Here is a 23,104-nt window from a genome sequence, read left to right as displayed (position 1 = left end):
GGATTGAGCCCAACAGCCCAGAGTTGAGATCGATGTCGAAGAGCAAGCCCGGATTCACGGCCCTGGCCGCCGATTACCTGGACCTGTGCAAGCCCAAGGTGGTGGCGCTGATCGTGTTCACCGCCATTGTGGGCATGCTGCTGGCCGTCCCTGGCGCCGTGCCCCTGGATCTCTTCGTCTTCGGCACCATCGGGATTGGGCTGGCGGCCGCCTCGGCCGCCGCCATCAATCATTTCATCGACCGGCGCATCGACGCCGAGATGGCCCGCACCCGTAATCGTCCCCTGCCCACCGGCCATCTCAAGGGCTGGCAGGTTCTCACCTTCGCCAGTGTGCTGGGCGCGCTGGCCATGGCCCTGCTGTGGTTCCTGGTGAACCCGCTCACCGCCGTCCTCACCCTGGCCTCCCTGGTGGGTTACGCCATCATCTACACGGTCTTTCTCAAGCGCGCGACGCCCCAGAACATCGTCATCGGGGGCGCGGCGGGCGCGGCCCCGCCCGTCCTGGGCTGGGCCGCCATCACCGGCGAGGTGCATCCCCATGCCCTGCTGCTGTTCCTGATCATCTTCACCTGGACACCACCCCATTTCTGGGCACTGGCCATCCACCGCCGCGAGGAATACGCCAAGGTGGACATGCCCATGCTGCCGGTCACCCACGGTGTCCACTTCACCGGCTGGCACATCATCTTCTACACCGTGCTGCTGATCCTGGTGACCCTGCTGCCCTGGCTCACCGGCATGTCCGGTCTGCTCTACCTGGCCAGCGCCGTGATTCTGGGTGTCGCCTTTCTGGCCTACACCATCGCCCTCAAGCGCGACCCGGACAGCCGCTGGCCCATGAAAACCTTCGGTTTTTCCATCACCTACCTCATCCTCCTCTTTGCCGCCCTGATGGTGGATCATTACCTGGCCGTCTGGCTGGCCGCCTGACAAGCCCTTTCATTTGGTCTCCCGTGCCCTTTTTTCCCGCCTGAGGCCGGATCACGAATACCCAAAACTGTGAACCAGTTCCTTGTTGCTCCCTGCCGATGCCGCGAAACTGGCCGTGCATCGTTCCCAAGGGGGGGGGCGATTACGCATGGCGCAAGGACAAGCAGCCCTTGCGGGCACGGGCCAATCGTCTGGCCCCGGACCCACAGCGCTGCTTTTTTTGGGCTCCGAAAATGGGACCGACCCAGTAGTCGGCAAATTATCGAATCCAGGAGGGGTGCATGATGACCTCAGCAAAGAAGGGCCTGCCCACACTGGCGGCCAGCCTGCTGCTCGGCATGAGCAGTGCGACGTTGTTTGCCGGCCAGCCAGGCCAGGCATTCGAGTCACTCGATCAGGCGCTATCCCGCACGGCCGCGCCGGAACAGGCGTCACACATCAAGCTGCGGGGTGAAGACCCTGACGAGCGCGCCACCTACATCATTCGCCTGCATGAGCCACCGGCTGCCCGCTATCGCGGCGGCATCCCCGGCCTTAAGGCGACTTCCAACCGGGTGACCGGCGCCGAGCGTTTCGACGCCAGCCGGGCTGAAGTACGGGCCTATCGTGACTACCTGCAGACGCGTCAGCAGGAAGTCATCGCCGGCATCGCCGCCGAGACGGGTGTTTTCCTGCAGCCGGAGCGTCAGTGGCAGCTGGCCCTGAACGCCTTTGCCGTGGAAATCGACCTGCGCACCGCCCGCCAGATTGCGGCCATGCCCGAAGTGGCCCACATCAAGCGCGAGATCGTTTACCAGCCGCTGACCTTCATCGGGCCCGAATACATCAATGCCACCCCCATCTGGAGCGGTGAACTGGGTGCCGAACTCGAAACCCGTGGTGAAGGCGTGGTGATCGGCATCGTCGATTCCGGGATTCAGTCCACCCACGAATCCTTTGCCGCCGTGGCCTCCGACGGCTACGAGCACGTCAACCCCCTGGGTGCGGGTAATTACATCGGTGTCTGTGATCCCGAACACGATGACTTTGATGACAGTTACGCCTGTAACGACAAGCTCATCGGCTCCTTCTTCTTTGGCAGTGCCGAGGATGCCCATGACGAAAACGGTCACGGCACCCACGTGGCCGGTACCGCCGCCGGCAACCCGGTAACCACCCCCGGCGGGATTCCCCTGTCCGGCGTGGCGCCGCGGGCCAACATCGTCAACTACCGCATCTGTGCCGGTGGCTGCACCGGCATGCCGGACGTGGCCGAGGATATCCTCGAACGTGGCCTGGTGGATGTCATCAACTATTCCATCGGTCCGGTCTCGGGGGGCGGCGACCCCTACTGGGAGTCATCCGCCGCAGCCTTCCTGTCCCTGAATGAAGCCGGCGTGACCACATTCGCCGCGGGCGGCAACTCCGGCCCGGGCGCGGAGACCATCTCCAACTTCGGTCCGTGGAACGTCACGGTGGGCAGCAGCCATCACGGTGGCAGCTTCATTACCCCGGCCAGCGTCACCGGTCCCGAACCGGTGCCGGCGGATCTTGAAGACATGGCCACCATCCCGTCCTCCGGCCTTTTCCTGCCTGAAGCGATTGATGCCGAGCTGGTTGATGCGGATGCCGTTGACTCCGGCAACTACCAGGCCTGCAATGCCCTGCCCGAAGACAGCATGCTCGGCATGATCGGTGTCGCTGAAGTGGGTGGCTGCCCCTTCGCCGACAAGGCCGTGAACATGGCCGATGCGGGCGCGGTGGCCGCCATCTACTACAGTGGTGACGACTACGGTGACCACGGCATTCCGGCCATGGGTGGCGACTTCCCCATTCCGGCTGTCTGGGTGGACTATCCGGTCTCCCTGGATCTCATCGCCTGGGTCAATGACGAAGACGACGCCAGCGGCCGCCTGCATGCCACCGAGATGGTTCAGCAGGGCGCGGACGTGATGTCCGGTTTCAGCTCCCGTGGCCCCGGCAACGCCCCCTACGGCATGCTGCCCGGCCCCGATGTGGTCGCCCCCGGCCACAATGTCCTGGCCGCCTACGTGGGTGACGATGACGAGTACGTCGCCATTGGCGGTACGTCCATGGCCTCGCCCCACGCGGCCGGTGCCGGTGCCCTGCTGCGTGCCCTCAAGCCCGACTGGACGCCCACCGAACTGCAGTCGGCACTGATGCTCACCGCCGACATCGGTGTGCTCAAGAAGGAAGACGGCAGCACCCCGGCGGACATCTTCGACCAGGGCTCCGGCCGGGTGAACGTGGCCAATGCGGCACGCACCGGCTTGCTGATGGACGAGACCTACGACAACTTTGTCGATGCCGACCCCAACGGCGGTTCCCTGGAACTGCACGAACTCAACGTCCCCTTCCTGACACGTCTCGCCTGTGACGTGGCAGGCTGCAGCTGGACCCGCACCCTCACGGCCACCCACGACGGCAGCTGGACGGTCATTGCCGGTCTCAGTGGTGGCGACATTCAGGTTTCGCCCGCCAACTTCAGCCTGGTCGAGGGTGAAAGCCAGGAAATCACCGTCACCGTTTCCGGCGGTAGCGGCAGCGACTGGCACTTCGGTGGTGTGCTGATCGAAGAAGACAGCAGCGCCAGCAGCCGTGCGCATCTGCCTGTTGCCGTGACCTTTGATGGTGAAGAGGCCGGTCCCGACACCGGCGACCGCTTCGACCTGGATGGCGTGAGCGTTCCAGGCGGGCAGGGCAATGCGCTGGAAATCGAACTGGTCGCCCCCCGCGGGGAACTGGCCGGTATCGACTGGGAGCTGAATTACAGCACCGCCTCCGGCGCATGGCGTGATGAGTTCCGCATGGAAATCATCGACCCCGATGGTGAGCGGATCCTGGCCGGCGGTGCCGCCGATGCCTGGGACGCACCGCCCGGAGAAGTGCTTGATTACGATTTCGGCTGGCCTTCCTCTGGTGGTTCCTCCAGTGACAGTCGCAGCATCGATGACTTCGACGGCCAGGTCGACAGCGGTGTGTGGACGGTTCGCCTCTGGGGCACCTATGCCGTTCAGCCGCACGGCACATTGACCGATGATTCCTTCATCCAGCTCAATATTGATCAAGCCGTTCCGGCCCCGAGCCTGGATCCCGAAGGCGGTACCTGGATGGCCGGTGATTCGGTGGACGTCACCATCACCGTGGCCGACACGGACATGACCATCCATTACACCACCGATGGCTCCGAGCCGGATCAGGCCAGTGGTACGGAAATCGCCAGTGGCGAATCCATCGAGATCAGCGAGACCACCACACTCAAGGCGGTGGCCTTTGATCCGGATGGCAGCCCGGACGACATCTCCATCGTTGTCGCCGCCACCTATCACTTCTATGACGAAGTGAGCATCGAAGACGAGAACGGTGATGCCATCGAGGACATGAACCTGGCCGCCGGCGACCGTGTTCGTTTCTACCCCAGTGGTGGTTCCGGTGACTTCAGCGCCTCGGCCCTGAACGTCACCACGGGTGAATCCGCCAATGTGGTGGATTTCCACGGCGCCTTCTACGAGTTCGAAGTGCCTGCCCAGGGTGCCTTCGCCGGTGACTACACCATCGAACTGGTGGACGATGAAACCGGCGCCAGTGTCAGCTTCACGGTGTCCGTGGATCTTGGCATCGACAGTCGCCATGATTACCTGGTCGCCAATGGCGACAGCACGGAAGTGCGTGTGCGCGGTGCCACCGCCGGTTACGGCTTCAGCCTGCTGGTTGAAGACGCCGACGGTCAGGACGGCTCCGCCATTGCCAGCATGGATCCGGCGGATGTCTCGGCGGATGACGATCATGGCTCGGCCAACGCGGCCCGTTCCCATGTGGTCAGCGCCGGGGTGAGTGAAGCCACTGCCTTCCAGATCCGTGCCGTGCCCAGTGATGGCACATACGGCGAAGTGGTACTTGATGGCCTGACCGTGGATGTCGGCGAAACCTACGCCGGCTGGATCCACAATGAGCTGGGCCACGAGCTCGCAGACGTGCAGGTCGCCACGCCGGAAGCCATTGGGCCGGCCGAGCGTCAGTACATGGCCTTCAGTGACGGCGACGGCGTCTTTACCCTGACGGCCCCCGCGCCGGAAGGCGAGGACAGCCACGCCCTGTCCTTCACCCTGCCGGGCTACGTCTCCGAGGTGGTCGATGGCGCAGACTGCGTCGGTGACACCCCGCAGTGCGACGTGGTTCTGCAGAGTGCCAGTGCCGAGATCAATGGTTCGGTAATCGGTCTGGAAGACGGCGAGTCGGTCAACCTCTACCTGGTTTATCAGGGTGGTGCCGACGAACTGGAACTGGGTCCGGTGGTCATCAATGGCAGCGGCGAGGGCGAGGACGCCTTCCAGCTGGACGCCAACTACCAGGCCACCTATGCCGAAATCCGTGTGCGCGGCTTCGGCTATGAGGACTTCAGCGACGACCAGGGCGGCGATGGCTTCAGCTTCGCCGGCATGGGCGATGCCGTTGATGCCGGTGACCTGGCACTGATGCCCACGACGCCGGTGATCGAAAGTGCCACCGTGGTAACGGCTATGAACGCCAGCGCCACCATTGCCGCCAGCATTGACAGCAATGAACGTGCCTCGGTGATCACGCTGAACTACGGCAGCAGTGCCGATGATCTTGATTCCAGCCTTGAGGAGGTGACCCTGTCCGCCGAGGACGGCCTCGTGGATCTGGAATTCGAGATCAGTGGTCTGGAGTGCGATCAGGAAGTCTTCTACGAGATTTCCGTCGCCAATGACCGCGGGCACACTGTGGCCACGGATCCCGACAACTTCGTGGTCCAGTGCGCCAGTTCAGGCGGTGGCAGCGGCGGAAGCTGCAGCCTGGGTGACGGTCGTGGGCCGGTGGACCCGCTGTTGCCCTTGATTGCCCTCATGGCCATGCTTGGCCTGCTCGCACGCCGCCGGGTCTGAATTCCGCGGTAGCGAGCACAAGCTCGATCGTCGCCCCTCCGGGAAACCGGGGGGGCGATTTTCGTTTTATGGTTCGTAAAAGCTTCCCGGTGCCGGGCGCGAGGGAATCAATCAGAGCTTCCTTCGAAGGGCTTGGAATTCCCCCGGCAGGGCTATAAGATTACGAAACTTATCGTAATAGGATGGGCTGGTGGTCAGCGGGCAGCACCGGTCGGCGCAAAATCAGGCGCACCAAGGAGTCATTCCATGTACAAGCCGAGCAAGCAAACGCTCTCTGTCTTCCTGCTTTCTCTCCTGCTCTTTGCACTCCTGGCCAGTGGCCAGGGGATCAGCGAAAGCCGAGTCTCCGCCCCGGCAATCACTGACCCGGCATTCACAGCCCACGGGCTGCAGCAGGGGCGCATCCTGGATTCGCAGGGCCAGGCCATGGCCGAGGTCCTGATTCGCGAGCCTGGCGGCGCCACCGTCGTCAGCGACGAGCACGGGCATTTCTCCCTGTTCATCGAGGCGACGCCGGAGGCGGGCCCGCTGACCGTGAGCGCCGAGGGATTTCACTCCAGCTGGCTTCCCCTCGACAGCGACGGCACGGCCACTCACCACGGCGACATTTACCTGCGTCCGGCCGACGCCTGGATCGAGGGGGCGGTGCACGGCCTCTCCGGCGGCGCCACCGCCAGCCTGTACCTGGACAGCGCCGGCGGTGAAAGCGAAGGCCCCTTCCTTGTGGATGCGGACGATCAGGGTGTCGCGGTCTTTCGGCTGCCCGCCCAGCGTCACCAGGTCTATACCAATGTACGCCTGGCTGCCCGCGGCAATCCGGTCGCGGATTACCAGCCCGAACCCGCCATCTACCTGCATGAGGGCGGCAGCCGCTACACCGATGTGGCGTTCGACGTGGATGTTCAGCCGCCCCAGGTGATCGAGGTGGAGCAAGCGATCAGCCTGCTGGATCCGCCCATCGTCTACATCTTTGTCCGGGCCAATCCCGATGACCGTGGCGGCAGCGCCGAACTGCATTACAGCGAGGATCCCGACTTCACCGATCATGCCGTCGCGGAACAAGACTTTCCCGCCGGCGAGGGCGATTTCGTCACCATCAATTACATGTTGCCCCGACGCCTGGATTGCGACACCAACATGTTTGGCCGTGTGCAGCTCACCAATGACCTGGGCATGAGCTCGGAGTGGGTGGAATTCGAGTTTTATACCGGTCGCTGCCCGGGTGATGATCCCAGCCTCGCCGGCAGGTGCTCCCTGGGCGGCCCCGATGCCCGTTTCGACCCCTTGCTGCCCCTGTTGCTGCTGACCGCCGCTGCTGCCCTGTTTCGTCAACGCCGCCAGGGGCTTGCAGGCTTCCGAGGGAACTCCCGGAACGGTTAGCACTCCAACCCGCAGAGTGCTAAGATAGGAAGCAGAACTTACCGGGAGAGAGACATCATGGCCGACAGCAAGGCTTTGGCAATCCGCGACAACACCGCCGTCGCTCTGGCTGGCCCCAGCGGCAGCCTGGAGAGCTATCTTTCCGCCGTCGGAGCCATTCCCGTCCTTTCCGAACAGGAAGAGCAGGATCTCGCGCATCGCTATCACGATGACGGCGATCTGGATGCCGCCCGCAGCCTGGTCATCTCCAACCTGCGCTTCGTGGTGCACGTGGCCCGGGGCTATCAGGGTTACGGCCTGCCCCTGGCCGACCTGATCCAGGAAGGCAATGTGGGTCTGATGAAGGCCGTCAAGCGCTTCGACCCCAATGTGGGCGTCCGCCTGATCTCCTTCGCCGTGCACTGGATCCGCGCCGAGATCCACGAATATGTCATTCGCAACTGGCGCATCGTGAAAGTCGCCACCACCAAGGCCCAGCGCAAGCTCTTCTTCAACCTGCGCAAGGCCAAGCATCGTCTGGGCTGGTTCAGCAAGGACGAAGTGGACAACGTGGCCCGTGACCTGGGCGTGAGCAGTGAGCAGGTGCTGGAAATGGAAGGCCGCCTGTCCAGCCAGGACATGGCCTTCGATCCGCATCCCGGCGCGGGCGAGTCCGACGAGGACGTCTACGCCCCGGCCCAGTACCTGCCCGACCACGACAGCGACCCGGCCAACGCCGTCGAGGCCAGCGACTGGAGCGAATCCGGCAGCCGCCGCCTCAACCAGGCCCTGTCGCAGCTGGACGACCGCTCCCGCGCCATCCTGCAGGCCCGCTGGATGGACGACGACAACAAGGCCACCCTGCAGGAACTGGCTGACACCTACGGCGTCTCCGCCGAACGCATCCGCCAGATCGAAAACGGCGCCATCAAGAAACTGCGGGGTTACATGACCGCCTGACGGCGGCGCCCTCAATCGCCCCCGAAACCCGGCCCATGGCCGGGTTTCTTCGTTCTGGTGGAGGCTCCCTCATCCGCGCCTACAGCGAGGCCATAGAGAACAGCGTGCCAACCGCTGAATTGCCATCGCGGCAGGAATGCCGCACCCACGACCCCTCCGAAGCAGCACGGCGGCCCGTCCAGCACGACCCAAATCTAGCGTCCATTTAGCGTCCATCTCGCGGCCAAATTTTTTAAAGGTTTTCGCCTTTATCTCGTGTCCATTTAGCGTCCATCTCGCGGCTAAATGTTTCAAGCCGGCTCAATGGCACTCAAATGCCTGGCCACCGCCAGCCAGCTGCCGGCCCAGCCGAGCAGGGCACCGGCGCCGATCACCTGCAGGCTTTCCACAAAGCCCAGGCCCGAGAGCCGAAAGCCGCTGCCATACAGCCCGGCCAGTGAACGCACCGGATCGTGCAGCACGATCACCGCCCCGCCCACCAGCAACAGCGCCACCAGCCCGCCGCCAATGCCGTACCACAGGCCGGTATAGAGGAAGGGGCGGCGAATGAAGGCATCGGTTGCCCCCACCAGCTTGGTCACCTCGATCTCCTCGCGCCGGTTCTGAATCTCCAGTCGAATGGTATTGCCCACCACGATCAGCACCGCAAAGGCGAGCAGGGCGGCCACCACGGCAATGCCGCGTTCGGCTATCTCCAGCATGGCGTGGAAACGCTCGATCCACTCGGTATCCACCTGCACCAGATCGACACCCTCCAGGTTCTCGAACTCATTCACCAGAACGCGCAGGGAATCGGCCCCACCCGCTGCCTCCGTGGGGTGAACCACCAGTACGGGTGGCAAGGGGTTATCGTCCAGCACCGCCAGAGCATCTCCGAAACCCGAGCGGTCCTGAAACTCGCGCATGGCCTCTTCGGCACTGATGTAATCCACTCGCTGCACGGTCTCCCGGGTTTCCAGTTCCCGGCCCAGCCGTCGGGCGGCGTCTTCCGCGCTGCCCGGCTCCATGAACACGGAAATCCGCGACACCCCTTCCCAGCTGCCGGCCAGGCCGCTGGTGTTCTGCACCAGCACGTACATGGCCGCCGGCAGGGCCAGGGCCACACCAATGACAGAGGCGGTCATCAGGCTGGAGCCGGGCCGGCGGCAGAGCCGTCCCAGGGTAAAGAACAGGGTCTGGGCATGGCGGATCAGCCAGGCCCGCAGAAAGCCGATGACACCACCGCGGGAACGCTGGGCGCCGTGCCGCTCACGGGGGGCGGCCGCTTCCCGGTGGGTGGAATGACGGGGACGGGCAGGGCGGGGTCGACGGGAAGCCATCAGTACGCCCCTCCCTGATCGGGGTGATGATCCGCCGACGAATGGGGAGCATCCAGCCGTGCCTCCACCATCTGTCCGCCCTGAAGGGTCAGCACCCGCCGCCCGGAGGCCCGGATCAGCTCATGATCATGGCTGGCCACCATCACCGTCACCCCCACCTGCTGAAAACGCTCGAACAGGCGCATGATCTCCCGCGACAGCGCCGGGTCCAGATTACCGGTGGGCTCATCCGCCACCAGCATGGGCGGCCGACCCACCACGGCGCGGGCAATGCCCACCCGCTGCTGTTCACCCCCGGAGAGGGTGATGGGCAGAGCGTGCTCCTTGTGCAGCAGATCCACCTGATCCAGCGCCGCCTGCACCCGCCGGCGCATCTCCCGATGCCCCATGCCGGTGATCACCAGCGGCAGCGCCACATTGTCAAAGACCGTGCGATCCTGCAGCAGCTTGTGGTCCTGGAAGATCAGCCCCACCTTGCGGCGATGATAGGGAATGCCCCACTTGCCCACCTTGGCCAGATTGCGCCCGTCGAACAGCACCTGCCCGCGGGTGGGGCGCTCGAGCATGGCAATCAGCTTCAGCAGTGTGCTCTTGCCCGCGCCGGAATGCCCGGTCAGATAGGCAAACTCACCGCCCCCCAGCTCAAAGCTCACATCGCTCAGCGCCTGATTGCCGCCGGGATAACTCTTGCTGACACGATCAAAACGGATCATCGCTCAACCCCGCTGAATGGGAGACTGGACCACGAGATAAAACCTTAAAACCTTTTTAGCCGCGAAATGCACGCTAAATGGACGCGAATGTGGGGTCGTGCCTGGTGCGCCGCCGTGCTGCTTCGGAGGTTCCATTATCCGCGATCACAATTCATGGGTTGCAATCGCGGATAAATCCGCGCCTACGGTGCTGGTAGAGATGGCGCGCCATCCCAAAGCACGGCCCCTCCGAAGCAGCACGGCACCTCACCCGGCACGGCCCAAATCTAGCGTCCATCTCGCGTGCATTTCGCGGCCAAATGTTTTCACCCGGATTTTTCCACCAGTGCCCGAGTAAAATCCTTCGCCCGGAACACATCCAGGTCCTCGGCACCTTCACCTATCCCGATGAATCGCACCGGCACGCCCAGCTCCCGGGCCACGGCCAGGATCACCCCGCCACGGGCCGAGCCGTCCAGCTTGGTTACCACCAGGCCGCTGAGGTCCACCGCTGAATTAAACTCCCGCGCCTGGGCAATGGCGTTCTGGCCGGTGCTGCCGTCCAGCACCAGCAGGGTTTCATGGGGCGCCGACGGCATGGCCTTCTGGATCACCCGCTTCACCTTGCGCAGCTCATCCATCAGCCCGGCCTGGGTGTGCAGGCGGCCGGCGGTATCGATCATGAGCACATCCGTGCCCCGGGCCAGGGCGGACTGCACCGCATCATGGGCCACCGCCGCCGAATCCGCCCCCGTGGCATGGGCAATCACCGGCACCTCATTGCGTTCACCCCAAGCCTGCAGCTGTTCCACCGCCGCCGCCCGAAAGGTGTCCCCGGCCGCCAGCATCACCGAGCGGCCCTCGTCCCGAAAGCGTCGTGCCAGCTTGCCGATGGTCGTGGTCTTGCCGGCGCCGTTCACGCCCACCACCAGAATCACGAAAGGCCCCTCGCCCGAATGCTCCGGCACCAGCGGCACCTCCACCGGCCCCAGCAGCGATTCGATCTCGGCTTCCAGGCCGGCCATAAGCTGGGCGCCATCCGCCAGGGCCTTGCGGTCAAGCCGCTCGTACAGACCATCCATGATCTTCCGGGTGGCATCCACACCCACATCCGCCATCAGCAGCCGCGTTTCCAGTTCTTCCAGAGTGCCTTCATCCGGCTTGCCACTGGAGGGCAGCAGTTCGGTGATATCGCGGGTAAGAATGGAGTCGCCCTTGTTCAGGCGTTCGCGCAGGCGCTGGAAGAAACCTTTTTTCTCGCTCATGGGGGCGGGGACAATCTCATTTCGATGGCTGGAAAGGCAAAGCATCATCGTATCAAAAAGGCAGAAGCAAGGCGTGACGCCCGCCCACCCTCCGGCAACCGCTGTGATGGGCCGAGTAAGGCGTAAGGCGTGAGGAAAACCGCCCCAAGGCACCATCCCCGAATCCGGCAACTGTTCCGCCTTTTGCTCCCTGCTCCTGGCGCCTTACTCCTGCCGGCAAAGCCGCCCAAACTTGCGGAACTACGCCAATGGCGTATTCTCCAAGAACATGGTAATCAAGGAAACGCCAGTATTTACAAGGCAGATCAATGGTCTGCTTACGGATGAAAGCTATCGGGAACTGCAGTGGGCCTTGGTGACCAATCCGGCGATTGGGGCCGAAATACCCGGCAGCGGCGGTCTGCGCAAAGTCCGCTGGAATGTGCCTGGAAGGGGTAAGCGCGGCGGAGCAAGGATCATCTACTTTCGGCTATGTTGCTGGCCTATGCCAAGAACAGGCAGGCAGATTTGACGGCAGAGCAGCTTAAGGTTCTGCGCCGCCTCGTGGAAGAGGAGTTGTCCAATGGATGAGAAGCTTTTTGCAGAACTGACCGAGAGCATTCGGCAGGCCGGAGAAATTCGCCGCCGGAAAGGCGCTGTTGCCAGAGAGCACCGTTTCGATCCCGTTGACGTAGCGGCCGTTCGGCGCCAACTGAAACTGACGCAGGACGAGTTCGCGGCACTGATCGGTGTACCCGTTGGAACCTTGCGCAACTGGGAGCAGAACCGGCGCCAACCCCGAGGGCCGGCCCTGGCTTTGTTGCATGCCGTCCGTAACGATCCGGAGCATGTATTCCGCGCCTTGAGCGCCTAAGCGCTCGAACCATGCGCGGCAACAGCCGAAAGCCCCGCCCCTTCGAGAACCGCCGCCCCCTCCGACCAGCACCCACTCAGCACTCAGCACTCAGCACTCAGCACTCAGCACTCAGCACTCAGCACTCAGCACCCAGCACTTCCACCTTCACACCCAACCGCGCATCCCCTATACTCAATTGCGCTCGCAACGCGCCGAAGGGGAAGGGGGATCGGCGCGTGATTAAACATAAGAGGGAATTGGTCGGGAAGGGCCAATACCTCAAAAAACAGCACTGACAGGACGTCGGAGGGAGTCACGAATGAACGCACCAATCCGCAAGGCCGTCTTTCCCGTAGCCGGCCTCGGCACCCGTTTCCTGCCTGCCACCAAGGCCAGCCCCAAGGAAATGCTGCCCGTGGTGGACAAGCCGCTGGTCCAGTACGCCGTGGAAGAGGCCGTGGAAGCCGGCGTGGATACCATCATCTTCGTCACCGGCCGCAATAAGCGCCCCATCCCGGACCATTTCGACCGCGCCTACGAGCTCGAAAACGAGCTCATGAAAAAGGGCAAGCACGATCGCCTTCAGGCCGTCCGTGATGTCATCCCCGACCATGTGGACTGCGTCTACATCCGCCAGGCCGAAGCCCTCGGCCTCGGCCACGCCGTGCTCTGCGCCAGGAACATCGTCGGCAACGAACCCTTCTATGTGGTCCTCGCCGATGACCTCGTCCACAACGGCGGCAAGGGCTGCCTGGCCCAGATGGGCGAGCAATTCGACCAGCTCGGCCACAGCCTCATCGGCGTCCAGCAGATCCCGCAGGAACACAGCAACAAGTACGGTATCGTCGCCGGCGACAAAGTCAGCGACCAGCTCCGCCGCCTCAACAGGATCGTGGAAAAGCCGGCCCCGGAAAATGCCCCCTCCAACTGGGGCGTCATCGGCCGCTACGCACTGACTCCGCGTATCTTCCACCACCTGGAAAACACCCCCAGGGGCGCCGGCAATGAAATCCAGCTCACCGATGCCATCGACGCCCTCCAGCAGGAAGAGGCCGTTTACGCCTACAACTTCCACGGCAAGCGCTACGACTGCGGCGACAAGCTGGGCTATCTGGAAGCCACGGTGGAAATGGCGCTGAAACACCCGGAGCTGGGTGGTCCGTTTGCGGATTATCTGATGCGGTATGCCCGCGAACAGGCGCAATCCCGGGCTTCCTGACGGGCCCGAAAACACGGTAGTCTTTCCGATTGCTCACCGGCCTGGCGGGGCAGGGGAACCCCCGACAGGCCGGCTCCTCGTCGTATCGGGATGGTGTAAAACATGAATTTCTTCAAGGCCTACGACATCCGTGGCCGCACCACAGACGAACTGACCCCGGCGGTCGCCCGCCTGATCGGCGAGGCCTTCGCCGTGGAGCTGGCGCCGAAAACCGTTGTCGTTGGCTACGACATCCGCCTGTCGAGCCCCGGCCTCGCGCAGGCCCTGAGCGAGGGTCTCACCTCCCGTGGCGTGGATGTCCTCAATATTGGCCTGTGCGGCACCGAGGAAGTCTATTTCGCCACCAGTCATCTTGAGGCCGACGGCGGCATCATGGTCACCGCCAGCCACAACCCGGCCGATTACAACGGCATGAAGCTGGTTCGGGCCGAGTCCCGCCCCATCAGTGGCGATACCGGCCTGTTCGCCATCCGCGACCGCGTCGCCGAAGAAAACACCGGCAACCCGGCCGAGCAGCCCGGCGAGATCCGCTCCGTGGATACCCGCCAGGCCTATGTCGAGCATCTGCTCTCCTACATCGAGCCGGCCAATCTCAAACCGCTGCGGATCGTGGTAAACCCCGGCAACAGCGCCGCCGGCAAGGTGATCGACGAGCTGGAAAAACAACTCCCCTTCCGCTTCGAGAAGATTCACTACGAGCCGGACGGCCATTTCCCCAACGGCATCCCCAACCCCCTGCTGCCGGAAAACCGTGAGGCCACCGCCGAGGCCGTCCAGCGCACCGGCGCCGACATGGGTATCGCCTGGGACGGCGATTTCGACCGCTGCTTTTTCTTCGACGAGAAAGGCAGCTTCATCGAGGGCTATTACATCGTCGGCCTGCTGGCCAAGTCCCTGCTGGAGAAATGGCCCGGCGAGAAGATCATCCACGACCCGCGCCTCACCTGGGCCACCGTCGCCACGGTGGAGAAGGCCGGCGGCACGCCCATCCAGAGCAAGACCGGCCACGCCTTCATCAAGGAGCGCATGCGCCAGGAAAATGCCCTCTACGGCGGCGAAATGAGCGCCCACCACTATTTCCGGGATTTCGCCTACTGCGACAGCGGCATGATCCCCTGGCTGCTGGTGGCCGAACTGGTCTGCAAGACCGGCAAATCCCTGGGCGAGCTCGTGGCCGAGGCCATCGCCGCCTACCCGGCCAGCGGCGAGATCAACCGCAAGGTGGATGACGCCGACGCCTGCCTGGCCCGGATCAAGGACACCTACCTGTCCCAGGGCGGCGAGGCGGATTACACTGATGGATTGAGCGTGGCTTTCGAGGACTGGCGCTTCAACCTGCGCAAGTCGAACACCGAGCCGCTGCTGCGTCTCAATGTGGAATCCCGCGGCGACCAGGCCCTCATGCAGGCCCGCACCCGCGAGATCCTCGACCTGATCGATCAGGCCTAGAGCAAGATAGTGTGGGAGAGGCTTCAGCCTCGACAAGAACAGCGTCAAGGGAGCAAGAATGACCGACCAGAACATCGTCAAGGTGATCCTCGCCGGGGGCGTCGGCTCCCGCCTGTGGCCCCTGTCCCGAAAGGCCTTTCCGAAACAGTTTCACACCCTGTTCGGCAGCGAGCCCATGATGGGCGCCACTCTTCAGCGCCTCAACGGCCTGTGCAACAGCCACCCCGTGGTGGTGGGCAACGAGGAGCACCGCTTCCTGATTGCGGACGCGCTCAAGGACGCCGGCCACGACAGCGCCAGCGTGATCCTGGAGCCCGAACCCAAGAACACCGCCGCTGCCATCGCCCTGGCGGCCCTGGAGATCGCCGAGACCGATCCCGACGCCCGCATGCTGGTGCTCCCGGCCGACCACTGGATTGAGGACGACGGCCCCCTGGCCGAGGCCCTGTCGGCCGCCATGGAACACCTGACGCTGGACGACCTGGTCGCCTTTGGCATCCAGCCCGCCCGCCCGGAGACGGGCTACGGCTACATCGAGCTGGACGGCGACGGCTCGGCCCCGGTCCGGCCAATGAAGCAGTTCGTGGAAAAACCGGATCGGGCGACGGCGGAAAAATACCTCGAGAGCGGCCGATTCCTCTGGAACAGCGGCATGTTTCTGTTCCCAGCGCAAAAGATCGTTGATGAGCTCCAGGCCCACGCCCCGGACATCATGGCCGCCGTGAAACGGTCATTCGACGGTCGCAAGACCGATGGTATCTTTGTCCGCCCCGACGCGGCCGCCTTTGCCGAGGCCCGCGCCGACTCCATCGACTACGCCATAATGGAAAAGACCGCCTCGGCCCGGGTCATCCCGGTCAACATCCAGTGGAGCGACATCGGCTCCTGGCAGTCCTACCTGGAGCGCGGCCAGGCCGGCCAGGCCTGTGACGAGCGGGGCAATGTCTGCGACGGTGACACCCTGGCCGTAGACTGCGACAATAGCCTGCTTGTCTCGAGAAAACGCCTGGTTTCGGCCGTCGGCCTCAAGGATGTGGCCGTGATCGAAACCGGTGACGCGGTGCTGGTGATGCCGGTCTCCGAGGCGCAGAATGTGAAACACCTGCTCGGCGCGCTCAATGAGCAGGGCCGGGATGAGGCGGACACCCATGCCAAAGTCCACCGTCCCTGGGGCACCTACGAGACCGTGGACGATGGCGAGCGCTACCAGGTCAAGCGCATAACCGTGAAACCCGGCGGGCGACTGTCGCTGCAGATGCACCACCACCGTGCCGAACATTGGATTATCGTCAGCGGAACGGCCAGGGTGACTCGCGGCGAGGAGAGCTTCATCCTCACCGAGAACCAGTCCACCTACATTCCGCTGGGCGAGAAACATCGGATTGAAAACCCGGGAGCGATCCCGCTGGAGTTCATCGAAGTCCAGTCCGGCGCCTACCTGGGCGAGGACGACATCGTTCGATTCGAAGACACCTACGGACGGGCCTGACGACACACCACCGGAGAAGCAGGCAGATGTATCTGATACTTGGGGCAACCCCGGGAAGTAATTGGCAGGCCGTGATCCCGATGCTGGAACAGCTCGGTGCCACGGCGCTGGACGGCAATGCCGTGGCCCGCTGGCGGGCGAACCCGGCCGGGCGCATCGGCCCGGCCTCATCCAGTGCCGACACCGTCTCGCTCCTGCCAGTGGGCGAAGCCATCACAGACATGGATCTGGCCCAACAACTGGCCAAGACAAAAGACGCCAGAGCCCTGCTGCTGCACACCCGGCCCGAAACCGCCCTGGCCCGCGCCATGCAGGCCGGCAAGAACCCCACGGAAGAACTCGATGCCTGGCGCCAGGCCGTGGAGGCCTTCCTGCAGGCCTACCGCCGAAACCGCCGTAGCATCCGCCTGATCAACGCCGACACGGCCCTCCAGGCCCCCGAAGCCTTCGCCCACGCCTGTCAGGAGCATCTCGGTCTGAGTGAAGCCGACATCCAGCCGCCCGCGAGCAATGACGGACAGCTCCAGTCCGTCTATCGCCTGCTCGCCGCCCAGATGGTTGCCCAGGCCGAAGACATCCAGCCCCTGCTCGCCGAGCTGGAGGCCAGCTCCATCCCGCTAGCGGAGGAAAGCCAGGCCCCGCAACTGGACTGCCAGGCCATCTACGAAGAACTGACCGCTTCCGAAACCCAGTTCGAGAAATTGAAGGACCAGACGACCACGCAGAGCAGTGAGCTCAAAGAAGAGAACGAACTTATCCTGCTTCAAACGCACCAGCTTCAAGAAGAACTGGAAAAGTACTACCTGGATCTTCAAAAGGAAGCGAAAAGCCGCCAGGAAGCCGAGACAGAATGTGATCGCCTAAAGGCTGAGCTGGAGTCCGTCAAGCAGGGTCAGGATGCGGTCAGTATCCGAGAAAAAGAACTGAAGGAAGAGAACGAACTCCTGTTGCTGCAGCTACACCAGGTCCAGGAAGAACTCGAAAGCTACTACCTGGAACTCCAGGATGAAGTGGGTAAGCGCAAGGCCCAGGAAGAAAAGCTCGCCGCCCGCGACCAGACCATCAAGAACAAGAACTGGGCCATCGACAAAAAGGAAGAGAAATACCAGGGCATGCTGGCCCAGAAAAAACGCCTGGATAGAGAACTCACGCGCATTCGGGAGAAAAATACTGCGATTCAGAACTCCCTATCCTGGAAGGTCACCAAGCCGCTGCGGGCCATCCGCCGGCTCACCATGAGAAAGCCACGCAAGGCGGGAGCAGTCTGAGATGAGCGTGACCCCGCAACTACAGATTGCTCTCAACAATGCCGATGCCATCGTCCACCTCGGCGCTGGCCGCTGTCAGGAGCTTGCGGCCTATCAGGCCCTGCCAGCCAGCACCTCGGTTGTACTGGTGGAAGCAAATCCGGCCCTGGCCAAAACACTAGAACGCCGAACCAGCGACAACGCAAACATCACTGTATTGCCCTATGCCGTCTCCGACGAACCCGGCGAGCGTGTTCTGCATACCTACAACCTGCCGGAAGTCAGCAGTCTTCGCCCGGCCACTGGCCTGAAAGACCTCTTCCCCGGGCTGCGGCTGGTCCGCGAAGTGGCCGTCGAGGCAGTCACACCGGTCGAATTGCTGGATGAAGCCCAGCTCGCCAATGCCCAGTCAATCTGCCTGATCGTCGATACCCCGGGCGAAGAAGAGGCCATCCTCCGCTCTCTGCAGCAAGAAAACACCCTCTCGCGCATTGCTAATATCGTGCTCCGCTGCGGCCAGGAATCCCTCTACGAGGGCGTAGCCCCCGCCCAGGAAGTGCTCGCCTTCCTGGAAGAACAGGGCTATCAGCTCGAGGGCGAAGTGGATGATGCCGACCCTGATCGTCCCACCTGGCACCTAAAGCAGAATATCGAAAGGCTGGAAATAGAACGTCTCAATGCGGAACTGATCAAGCTCCAAGAGAAGGTCCAAAAAGCGGAGAACACCACAGAGCACCAGGCCGAGGCACTAAGCAAAGAGCGGGAAGCCCGAGCCAAGCTGGAAAATCAGCTCAATCAGGCCAGAGAGGAAGCGGCCAAGGAGCGAGAGCAGCTAGCCACGGAGCGTGATTCGCTCAAGGAGAAGCTCGCGGAGCAGCAGCAACAGTCCGAACAGAAGGCGGGGGAGCAGGCTGCGGCGCTCAAAAAGGAGCAGGAAACCCGAGCCGAGCTGGAGAGCCAGCTCAAGCAGGCCAGAGAGGAAGCAGCCAAGGAGCGAGAGCAGCTAGCCAAGGAACGTGATTCGCTCAAGGAGAAGCTCGCGGAGCAGCAGCAAGAGTCCGAACAGAAGGCGGAGGAGCAGGCTGCGGCACTCAAGAAGGAGCAGGAAACCCGAACTGAGCTGGAGAGCCAGCTCAAGCAGGCCAGAGAGGAAGCAGCCAAGGAGCGAGAGCAGCTAGCCAAGGAACGTGATTTGCTCAAGGAGAAGCTCGCGGAGCAGCAGCAAGAGTCCAAACAGAAGGCGGAGGAGCAGGCTGCGGCACTCAAGAAGGAGCAGGAAACCCGAACTGAGCTGGAGAGCCAGCTCAAGCAGGCCAGAGAGGAAGCAGCCAAGGAGCGAGAGCAGCTAGCCAAGGAACGTGATTCGCTCAAGGAGAAGCTCGCGGAGCAGCAGCAACAGTCCAAACAGAAGGCGGAGGAGCAGGCTGCGGCACTCAAGAAGGAGCAGGAAACCCGAGCCGAGCTGGAGAGCCAGGTCACGCAGGCCAGAGAGGAAGCAGCCAAGGAGCGAGAGCAGCTAGCCACGGAGCGTGAAGCCAGGCTTAAGTTGGAAGAAGAGAAGGCGCGTATCGAGGAAGCGTTGAGAGATTCCCGTAGTGATTTGTCAGTCGCAATTAGACTGCAGACTCAGCGTGACCGGGACCTCAAGGACCTCCAGGAACGCTACGCAGCCCTTGTGAGACGGAAAGAACAGCAGGACGAGTTACTCGGTAAGCTTAACCATCGATTGTCCGTTGCCGCACAGAGCCTGCGTCAGTTGGGTGCGGACAGTGCAAGTCGGGAAAAAGATGGCGATGCGGCCCAGGAGCTGCTTAGAGCCCTGTCAGGTGAGTCCGAGTGATCATCCGGCAAGCCATGAAATGTGACTAGGCATGACTCGAGAGCTGAACCAAATACCCAAAACCGTTTCCGACGCAATCGAGGAATCACTTGCGTTGGTTGAGGCCGAGTATGGTACGGATGCGGCACGTCGTCAGGCCGAATCGGAATCATTGCCGAGCCTGCTGGAGGAATGTGAAGCATGGCGCCAAGAGGTGGAAAGTGAGCATCCTGAGCCAATACGGATGGTTCATCATTTTGCTTGTACTGGAGGAACCCTCATATCGAAATGCTTGGCTTCGTTGCCCAATGCATGGCTGCTAAGTGAAGTGGATCCTTTGAGCGAGCTGTACAAGCCTCCTGGTCGTTTTTCTCCCACTGATTTTATTAACCTGATTAGGAATAGCACAAGAGAGGCTCCGGCGGATCTCTTGCAGGATATATTCATGGCAAGCCTAGGAGTTACCGCGCGCTCTGCAATTAACCGCGGGCTCCGTCTTATCATCCGAGATCATACGCACAGCCACTACTGCACCGGTTCGGAGGTGAAGGCTCGACCCACGATCGCAGATATTGTGGCGAGAGAGCGCCGGACAATTTCAATTGTTACCACCAGAGATCCTGTCGATTCTTATGTTTCACTGGTTAAGAATGAATGGCTCCACTTCGAGCCTGGGTCGGTCGACGAGTATGCGGCTAGGTATATGAAGTTCTTGGAGGATTACAAGCATGCCAAGCTTGTTCGATATGAAGAGTTTGTCCAATGGCCTGAGATGGTGATGAGGCAAATGGCTGATGAGCTGGAAATGCCTTATGACGACTGCTTTATGGACGTGTTTAATGTCTATGATTTGTCGGGGGATAGCGGAAGAAGCGGTCGAGAGATCTGTGCTCGGCCTCGGCAGGAAATTCCTGAGGAGATTTGTTCTTCCATGACGAATTCAAAGAATTTCCAATTGCTTCGGCATCGCTTGGGTTACGGATAGATGAGCTTTTGTTTTTTTTTGGGGCATTTGCCTGAAAACTTCTGATAAGCACCCGGGAAATGGTGGTTTATATATGAGTACAGGGATTCTCAAACAAGGACCAGTTGAAAGCTTTTGGTCGAAACTGGAGTATGCGAGGCAGCTGGCTAAAGGTGGAAAGAAAGCTGATGCGGGCGTCTTGCTTCAGGACATCGTTTCCGGATTAAGTGCCGATTCACCAGAGATGGCAGTAAAACGTCTCGTCATGCTCAAGCGGTTTTCAGAAGCATACGGGATCAGTTGTGAGTTGGACTATGCGCCGAGCGATTGCCTGGATCACTCACCTGATTTTCTAGACGATTTAGTCCGGCCAGGCCTGCCTGGTATAAGTCTCGTCACATGTTGCAAGAATCGAAATGAGAACTTACTAAAAGCCTTGCCGTCATGGCTGGCGAGGGCAGAGATATCTGAGATCGTAGTCGTAGATTGGTCATCTGACCATGCCGTGAAAGAGAGTGTTGATGCTGCGGGTTTTGATGATCCAAGGATTCGCGTGGTTCGAATAGACGGAGAGTCACGATGGATATTGAGTTATGCCTTTAACGTGGGTTTTAGGGTGGCGCGTTTCGAGAAGGTCTTGAAAGTTGATGCGGATATCGTGATATCTGATGATTTCTTTCAAAAAAACAAACTAAAGATGGGGCGATTTATTGCCGGCGACTGGCGAGTGGCCAATGAAGGGCAAGCGTATATAAATGGGTTTTTCTATGCGTTTAAGAAAGATCTGATAGCCGTCAAGGGTTTTAACGAGTACATAACAACCTACGGATGGGATGATGATGATATTTACTCCCGGCTGGAGGGTATCGGTTTAACCAGAGAGTGCGTGGATCCGGAGACAATTTATCATTTGCCTCATGATGATGTTCAGCGTCTCGGTGTGAGTCCCGCGGCACAGCGGTGCGCATGGGAGGAGCTCCTGGATGACCCGAAGTTTAAGATCCGTGCAAACCGATTTACCGCCAATGTCATGCCGTTATGGACTCAAAATAAGCGGTGGCTACCCTTTAGAATCGAAAGTTATAGGCGCGATTTTATTAAAGCCCATCGTGGGTCAGATCCGATACATTATGTCCCAGATCATATTCGATCGGATGCAGAGATCTATGCCGCAAGGGAGCTCTTGTCGTGGAGGCTCGGCCCAAGAGTATTCGATCTATCTAAGGGAGGATTGCGAGTCCTATTGGAATCGAAAAAGCTGGATGGTTTAAATAAGCTTGATGTGGAGCTTGCGCTGTCAGGTGTGCCGAGAGAGTTTCGATTTTCTGCGCAATACTTATTTATTGAGTTTACTGAGGATTGTCTCGATCTCGATGCAGAAATATTTCAGTCTGCGCTTCGTCAGGTTCGAGCATACGTTAAAGCCTCCCGTTTACCAGTAATCGGGCTCGCAACAACGAAAATGGCCTCAAAACTGAGCGCGCATGTCGATCATGTCCTTCATCCTTGGGTTAAGTCGCTAATTAATGATATAGAAACATTAGACCTGGAAGCGGAGTCAGCTGCCTCGCGTGTAGTAAGTGGCGGTAACTTGATAGTTAAATTGACTGCGGAAATAGCACAGCGGCTGTCTAATGTGGATCAGCATGTGCTTAATCGTAATGGTCCTGAGTTACTGATCGCAAAGCCCAAGATGTACATTGACGCGCAGCATGGGCTTGGAAATAGATTGCGAGCAATTGCTTCGGCTGCGGCGATTGCTAAGAATACCGATAGAGAATTAGTCGTAATCTGGCAGCCGGATCATCATTGTGATTGCCGCATTCACGACATAACCGAGTATTCAGGCCCTGTGATAGAGGAGAGCTTTGTCACTCAGGCGCCAAGGATGGGTATTGCAGTTCATAATTATATGGAAATTGAGCCAGGTGCAGAGAAGGATGAACCCATTGATCTTGATTATGACGGATCTATTTACGTTAGATCAGCATACGTGCTTAATTGCTCCGAAACTTCATGGGGGGCAGAGAATGAGTTTCTCCGATCATTGATCCCGACGCCTGAAGTGCAAGGATTGATCGATAGTGTGAAACAGCCCAATGAAATAGGCGTGCATGTGCGAATGGAAGCGGGGGAGGGTCTTGATCATAATAGCTATGACTCGCCAATGAACTGGACTAAAGAGGGTCATTCGCAACTCCACTATTGGCGGGGGATGAGCCACTATGAGCGATTCATGAAGCACATATCTGGTATTGGAGGGGCTCCGTCAATCTTTCTGGCGGCTGATCGACCGGAGATATACTCCGAATTTAAATCGGCGTATGGAGGTCGCGTGGCGTTTTTGCGCAGGGACGTCTTTGATCGCTCTCGCAGGCAGATTCAGTTCGCAATGGCAGATGCAATTCTTCTCAGCCGTTGTAATAGGCTTCTCGGAAGCACTTGGAGTTCGTTTTCTGAGTTGGCATTGAGGTTGTCTCCGAATTTTAAGTCAATAGAAATGAGTGGGAAGGATTTTTAGTCGCGCACGGTGCGTCTTGTGGCGCGCTCGAAGGTTTTTGCGTTCTGCGCCTGACCGAGAGGGTGAGTTTGATGAGGCCTGTTATATGCCTTCATATTGGAACAGAGAAGACTGGTACAACCAGTAT

General features: G+C 60.8%; 15 protein-coding genes. 12 read left to right on the top strand and 3 right to left on the bottom strand.

Annotated features, from left to right (window positions below):
* Window positions 1–23 precede the first annotated feature (23 nt).
* The 4 genes from cyoE (at window position 24) to rpoH (ending at window position 8,158) form a co-directional block, all read left to right on the top strand.
* Window positions 24–932 (top strand): heme o synthase, encoded by a 909-nt coding sequence (gene cyoE / locus RBH19_RS09765; protein ID WP_445353975.1) that lies wholly within the window; start codon window positions 24–26, stop codon window positions 930–932.
* Window positions 933–1,213: 281 nt separating this feature from the next.
* A complete protein-coding gene (locus RBH19_RS09760) occupies window positions 1,214–5,839 on the top strand; it encodes a S8 family serine peptidase (protein ID WP_306728660.1) in 4,626 nt (1,541 codons plus the stop codon).
* Between the two features lie 246 nt (window positions 5,840–6,085).
* Entirely contained in the window at window positions 6,086–7,219 is a 1,134-nt protein-coding gene (locus tag RBH19_RS09755; protein ID WP_306728659.1) for a carboxypeptidase-like regulatory domain-containing protein, read from the top strand.
* 57 nt (window positions 7,220–7,276) lie between these two features.
* On the top strand, window positions 7,277–8,158 hold the full coding sequence (gene rpoH, locus RBH19_RS09750) for an RNA polymerase sigma factor RpoH (protein WP_306728658.1): 882 nt from the start codon (window positions 7,277–7,279) through the stop codon (window positions 8,156–8,158).
* 290 nt (window positions 8,159–8,448) lie between these two features.
* Here rpoH and ftsX read toward each other — a convergent pair whose 3' ends face one another.
* The 3 genes from ftsX to ftsY all read right to left on the bottom strand — a co-directional run bounded on the left by ftsX (window position 8,449) and on the right by ftsY (window position 11,434).
* Window positions 8,449–9,477 carry a permease-like cell division protein FtsX gene (gene ftsX / locus RBH19_RS09745; RefSeq protein ID WP_306728657.1) on the bottom strand — a complete coding sequence of 343 codons (1,029 nt, stop codon included), beginning with the start codon at window positions 9,475–9,477 and terminating at the stop codon, window positions 8,449–8,451.
* Window positions 9,477–10,190 carry a cell division ATP-binding protein FtsE gene (ftsE, locus tag RBH19_RS09740; protein ID WP_306728656.1) on the bottom strand — a complete coding sequence of 238 codons (714 nt, stop codon included), beginning with the start codon at window positions 10,188–10,190 and terminating at the stop codon, window positions 9,477–9,479. The genes ftsX and ftsE overlap by 1 nt, the downstream gene beginning before the upstream one ends.
* A gap of 305 nt (window positions 10,191–10,495) precedes the next feature.
* Window positions 10,496–11,434 (bottom strand): signal recognition particle-docking protein FtsY, encoded by a 939-nt coding sequence (gene ftsY / locus RBH19_RS09735; RefSeq protein ID WP_306728655.1) that lies wholly within the window; start codon window positions 11,432–11,434, stop codon window positions 10,496–10,498.
* Between the two features lie 562 nt (window positions 11,435–11,996).
* Between ftsY and nadS the strand changes: the two genes are divergently transcribed.
* From nadS to RBH19_RS09695, 8 genes are all read left to right on the top strand, one after another.
* Window positions 11,997–12,287, top strand: a complete 291-nt coding sequence (gene nadS / locus RBH19_RS09730) for a NadS family protein (protein WP_306728654.1) — start codon at window positions 11,997–11,999, stop codon at window positions 12,285–12,287.
* 301 nt (window positions 12,288–12,588) lie between these two features.
* Window positions 12,589–13,488 (top strand): UTP--glucose-1-phosphate uridylyltransferase GalU, encoded by a 900-nt coding sequence (gene galU / locus RBH19_RS09725; protein ID WP_306728653.1) that lies wholly within the window; start codon window positions 12,589–12,591, stop codon window positions 13,486–13,488.
* Between the two features lie 102 nt (window positions 13,489–13,590).
* On the top strand, window positions 13,591–14,937 hold the full coding sequence (locus tag RBH19_RS09720; RefSeq protein WP_306728652.1) for a phosphohexomutase domain-containing protein: 1,347 nt from the start codon (window positions 13,591–13,593) through the stop codon (window positions 14,935–14,937).
* Window positions 14,938–14,995: 58 nt separating this feature from the next.
* Complete coding sequence (locus RBH19_RS09715) at window positions 14,996–16,426, top strand: mannose-1-phosphate guanylyltransferase/mannose-6-phosphate isomerase (protein ID WP_306728651.1); 1,431 nt, start codon at window positions 14,996–14,998, stop codon at window positions 16,424–16,426.
* A 26-nt stretch (window positions 16,427–16,452) separates the two neighbouring features.
* Entirely contained in the window at window positions 16,453–17,694 is a 1,242-nt protein-coding gene (locus tag RBH19_RS09710; protein WP_306728650.1) for a coiled-coil domain-containing protein, read from the top strand.
* 1 nt (window position 17,695) lies between these two features.
* A complete protein-coding gene (locus tag RBH19_RS09705) occupies window positions 17,696–19,513 on the top strand; it encodes an FkbM family methyltransferase (RefSeq protein WP_306728649.1) in 1,818 nt (605 codons plus the stop codon).
* A 31-nt stretch (window positions 19,514–19,544) separates the two neighbouring features.
* Window positions 19,545–20,477 carry a sulfotransferase family protein gene (locus RBH19_RS09700; protein WP_306728648.1) on the top strand — a complete coding sequence of 311 codons (933 nt, stop codon included), beginning with the start codon at window positions 19,545–19,547 and terminating at the stop codon, window positions 20,475–20,477.
* 73 nt (window positions 20,478–20,550) lie between these two features.
* On the top strand, window positions 20,551–22,977 hold the full coding sequence (locus tag RBH19_RS09695) for a galactosyltransferase-related protein (protein WP_306728647.1): 2,427 nt from the start codon (window positions 20,551–20,553) through the stop codon (window positions 22,975–22,977).
* Window positions 22,978–23,104 lie beyond the last annotated feature (127 nt).

The sequence above is a fragment of the Natronospira bacteriovora genome, from assembly GCF_030848495.1.
GTDB classification, from domain to species: domain Bacteria; phylum Pseudomonadota; class Gammaproteobacteria; order Natronospirales; family Natronospiraceae; genus Natronospira; species Natronospira bacteriovora.
Note: the sequence above shows the minus strand (reverse complement) of the source record. Positions and strands in the feature narration are given on the sequence as shown.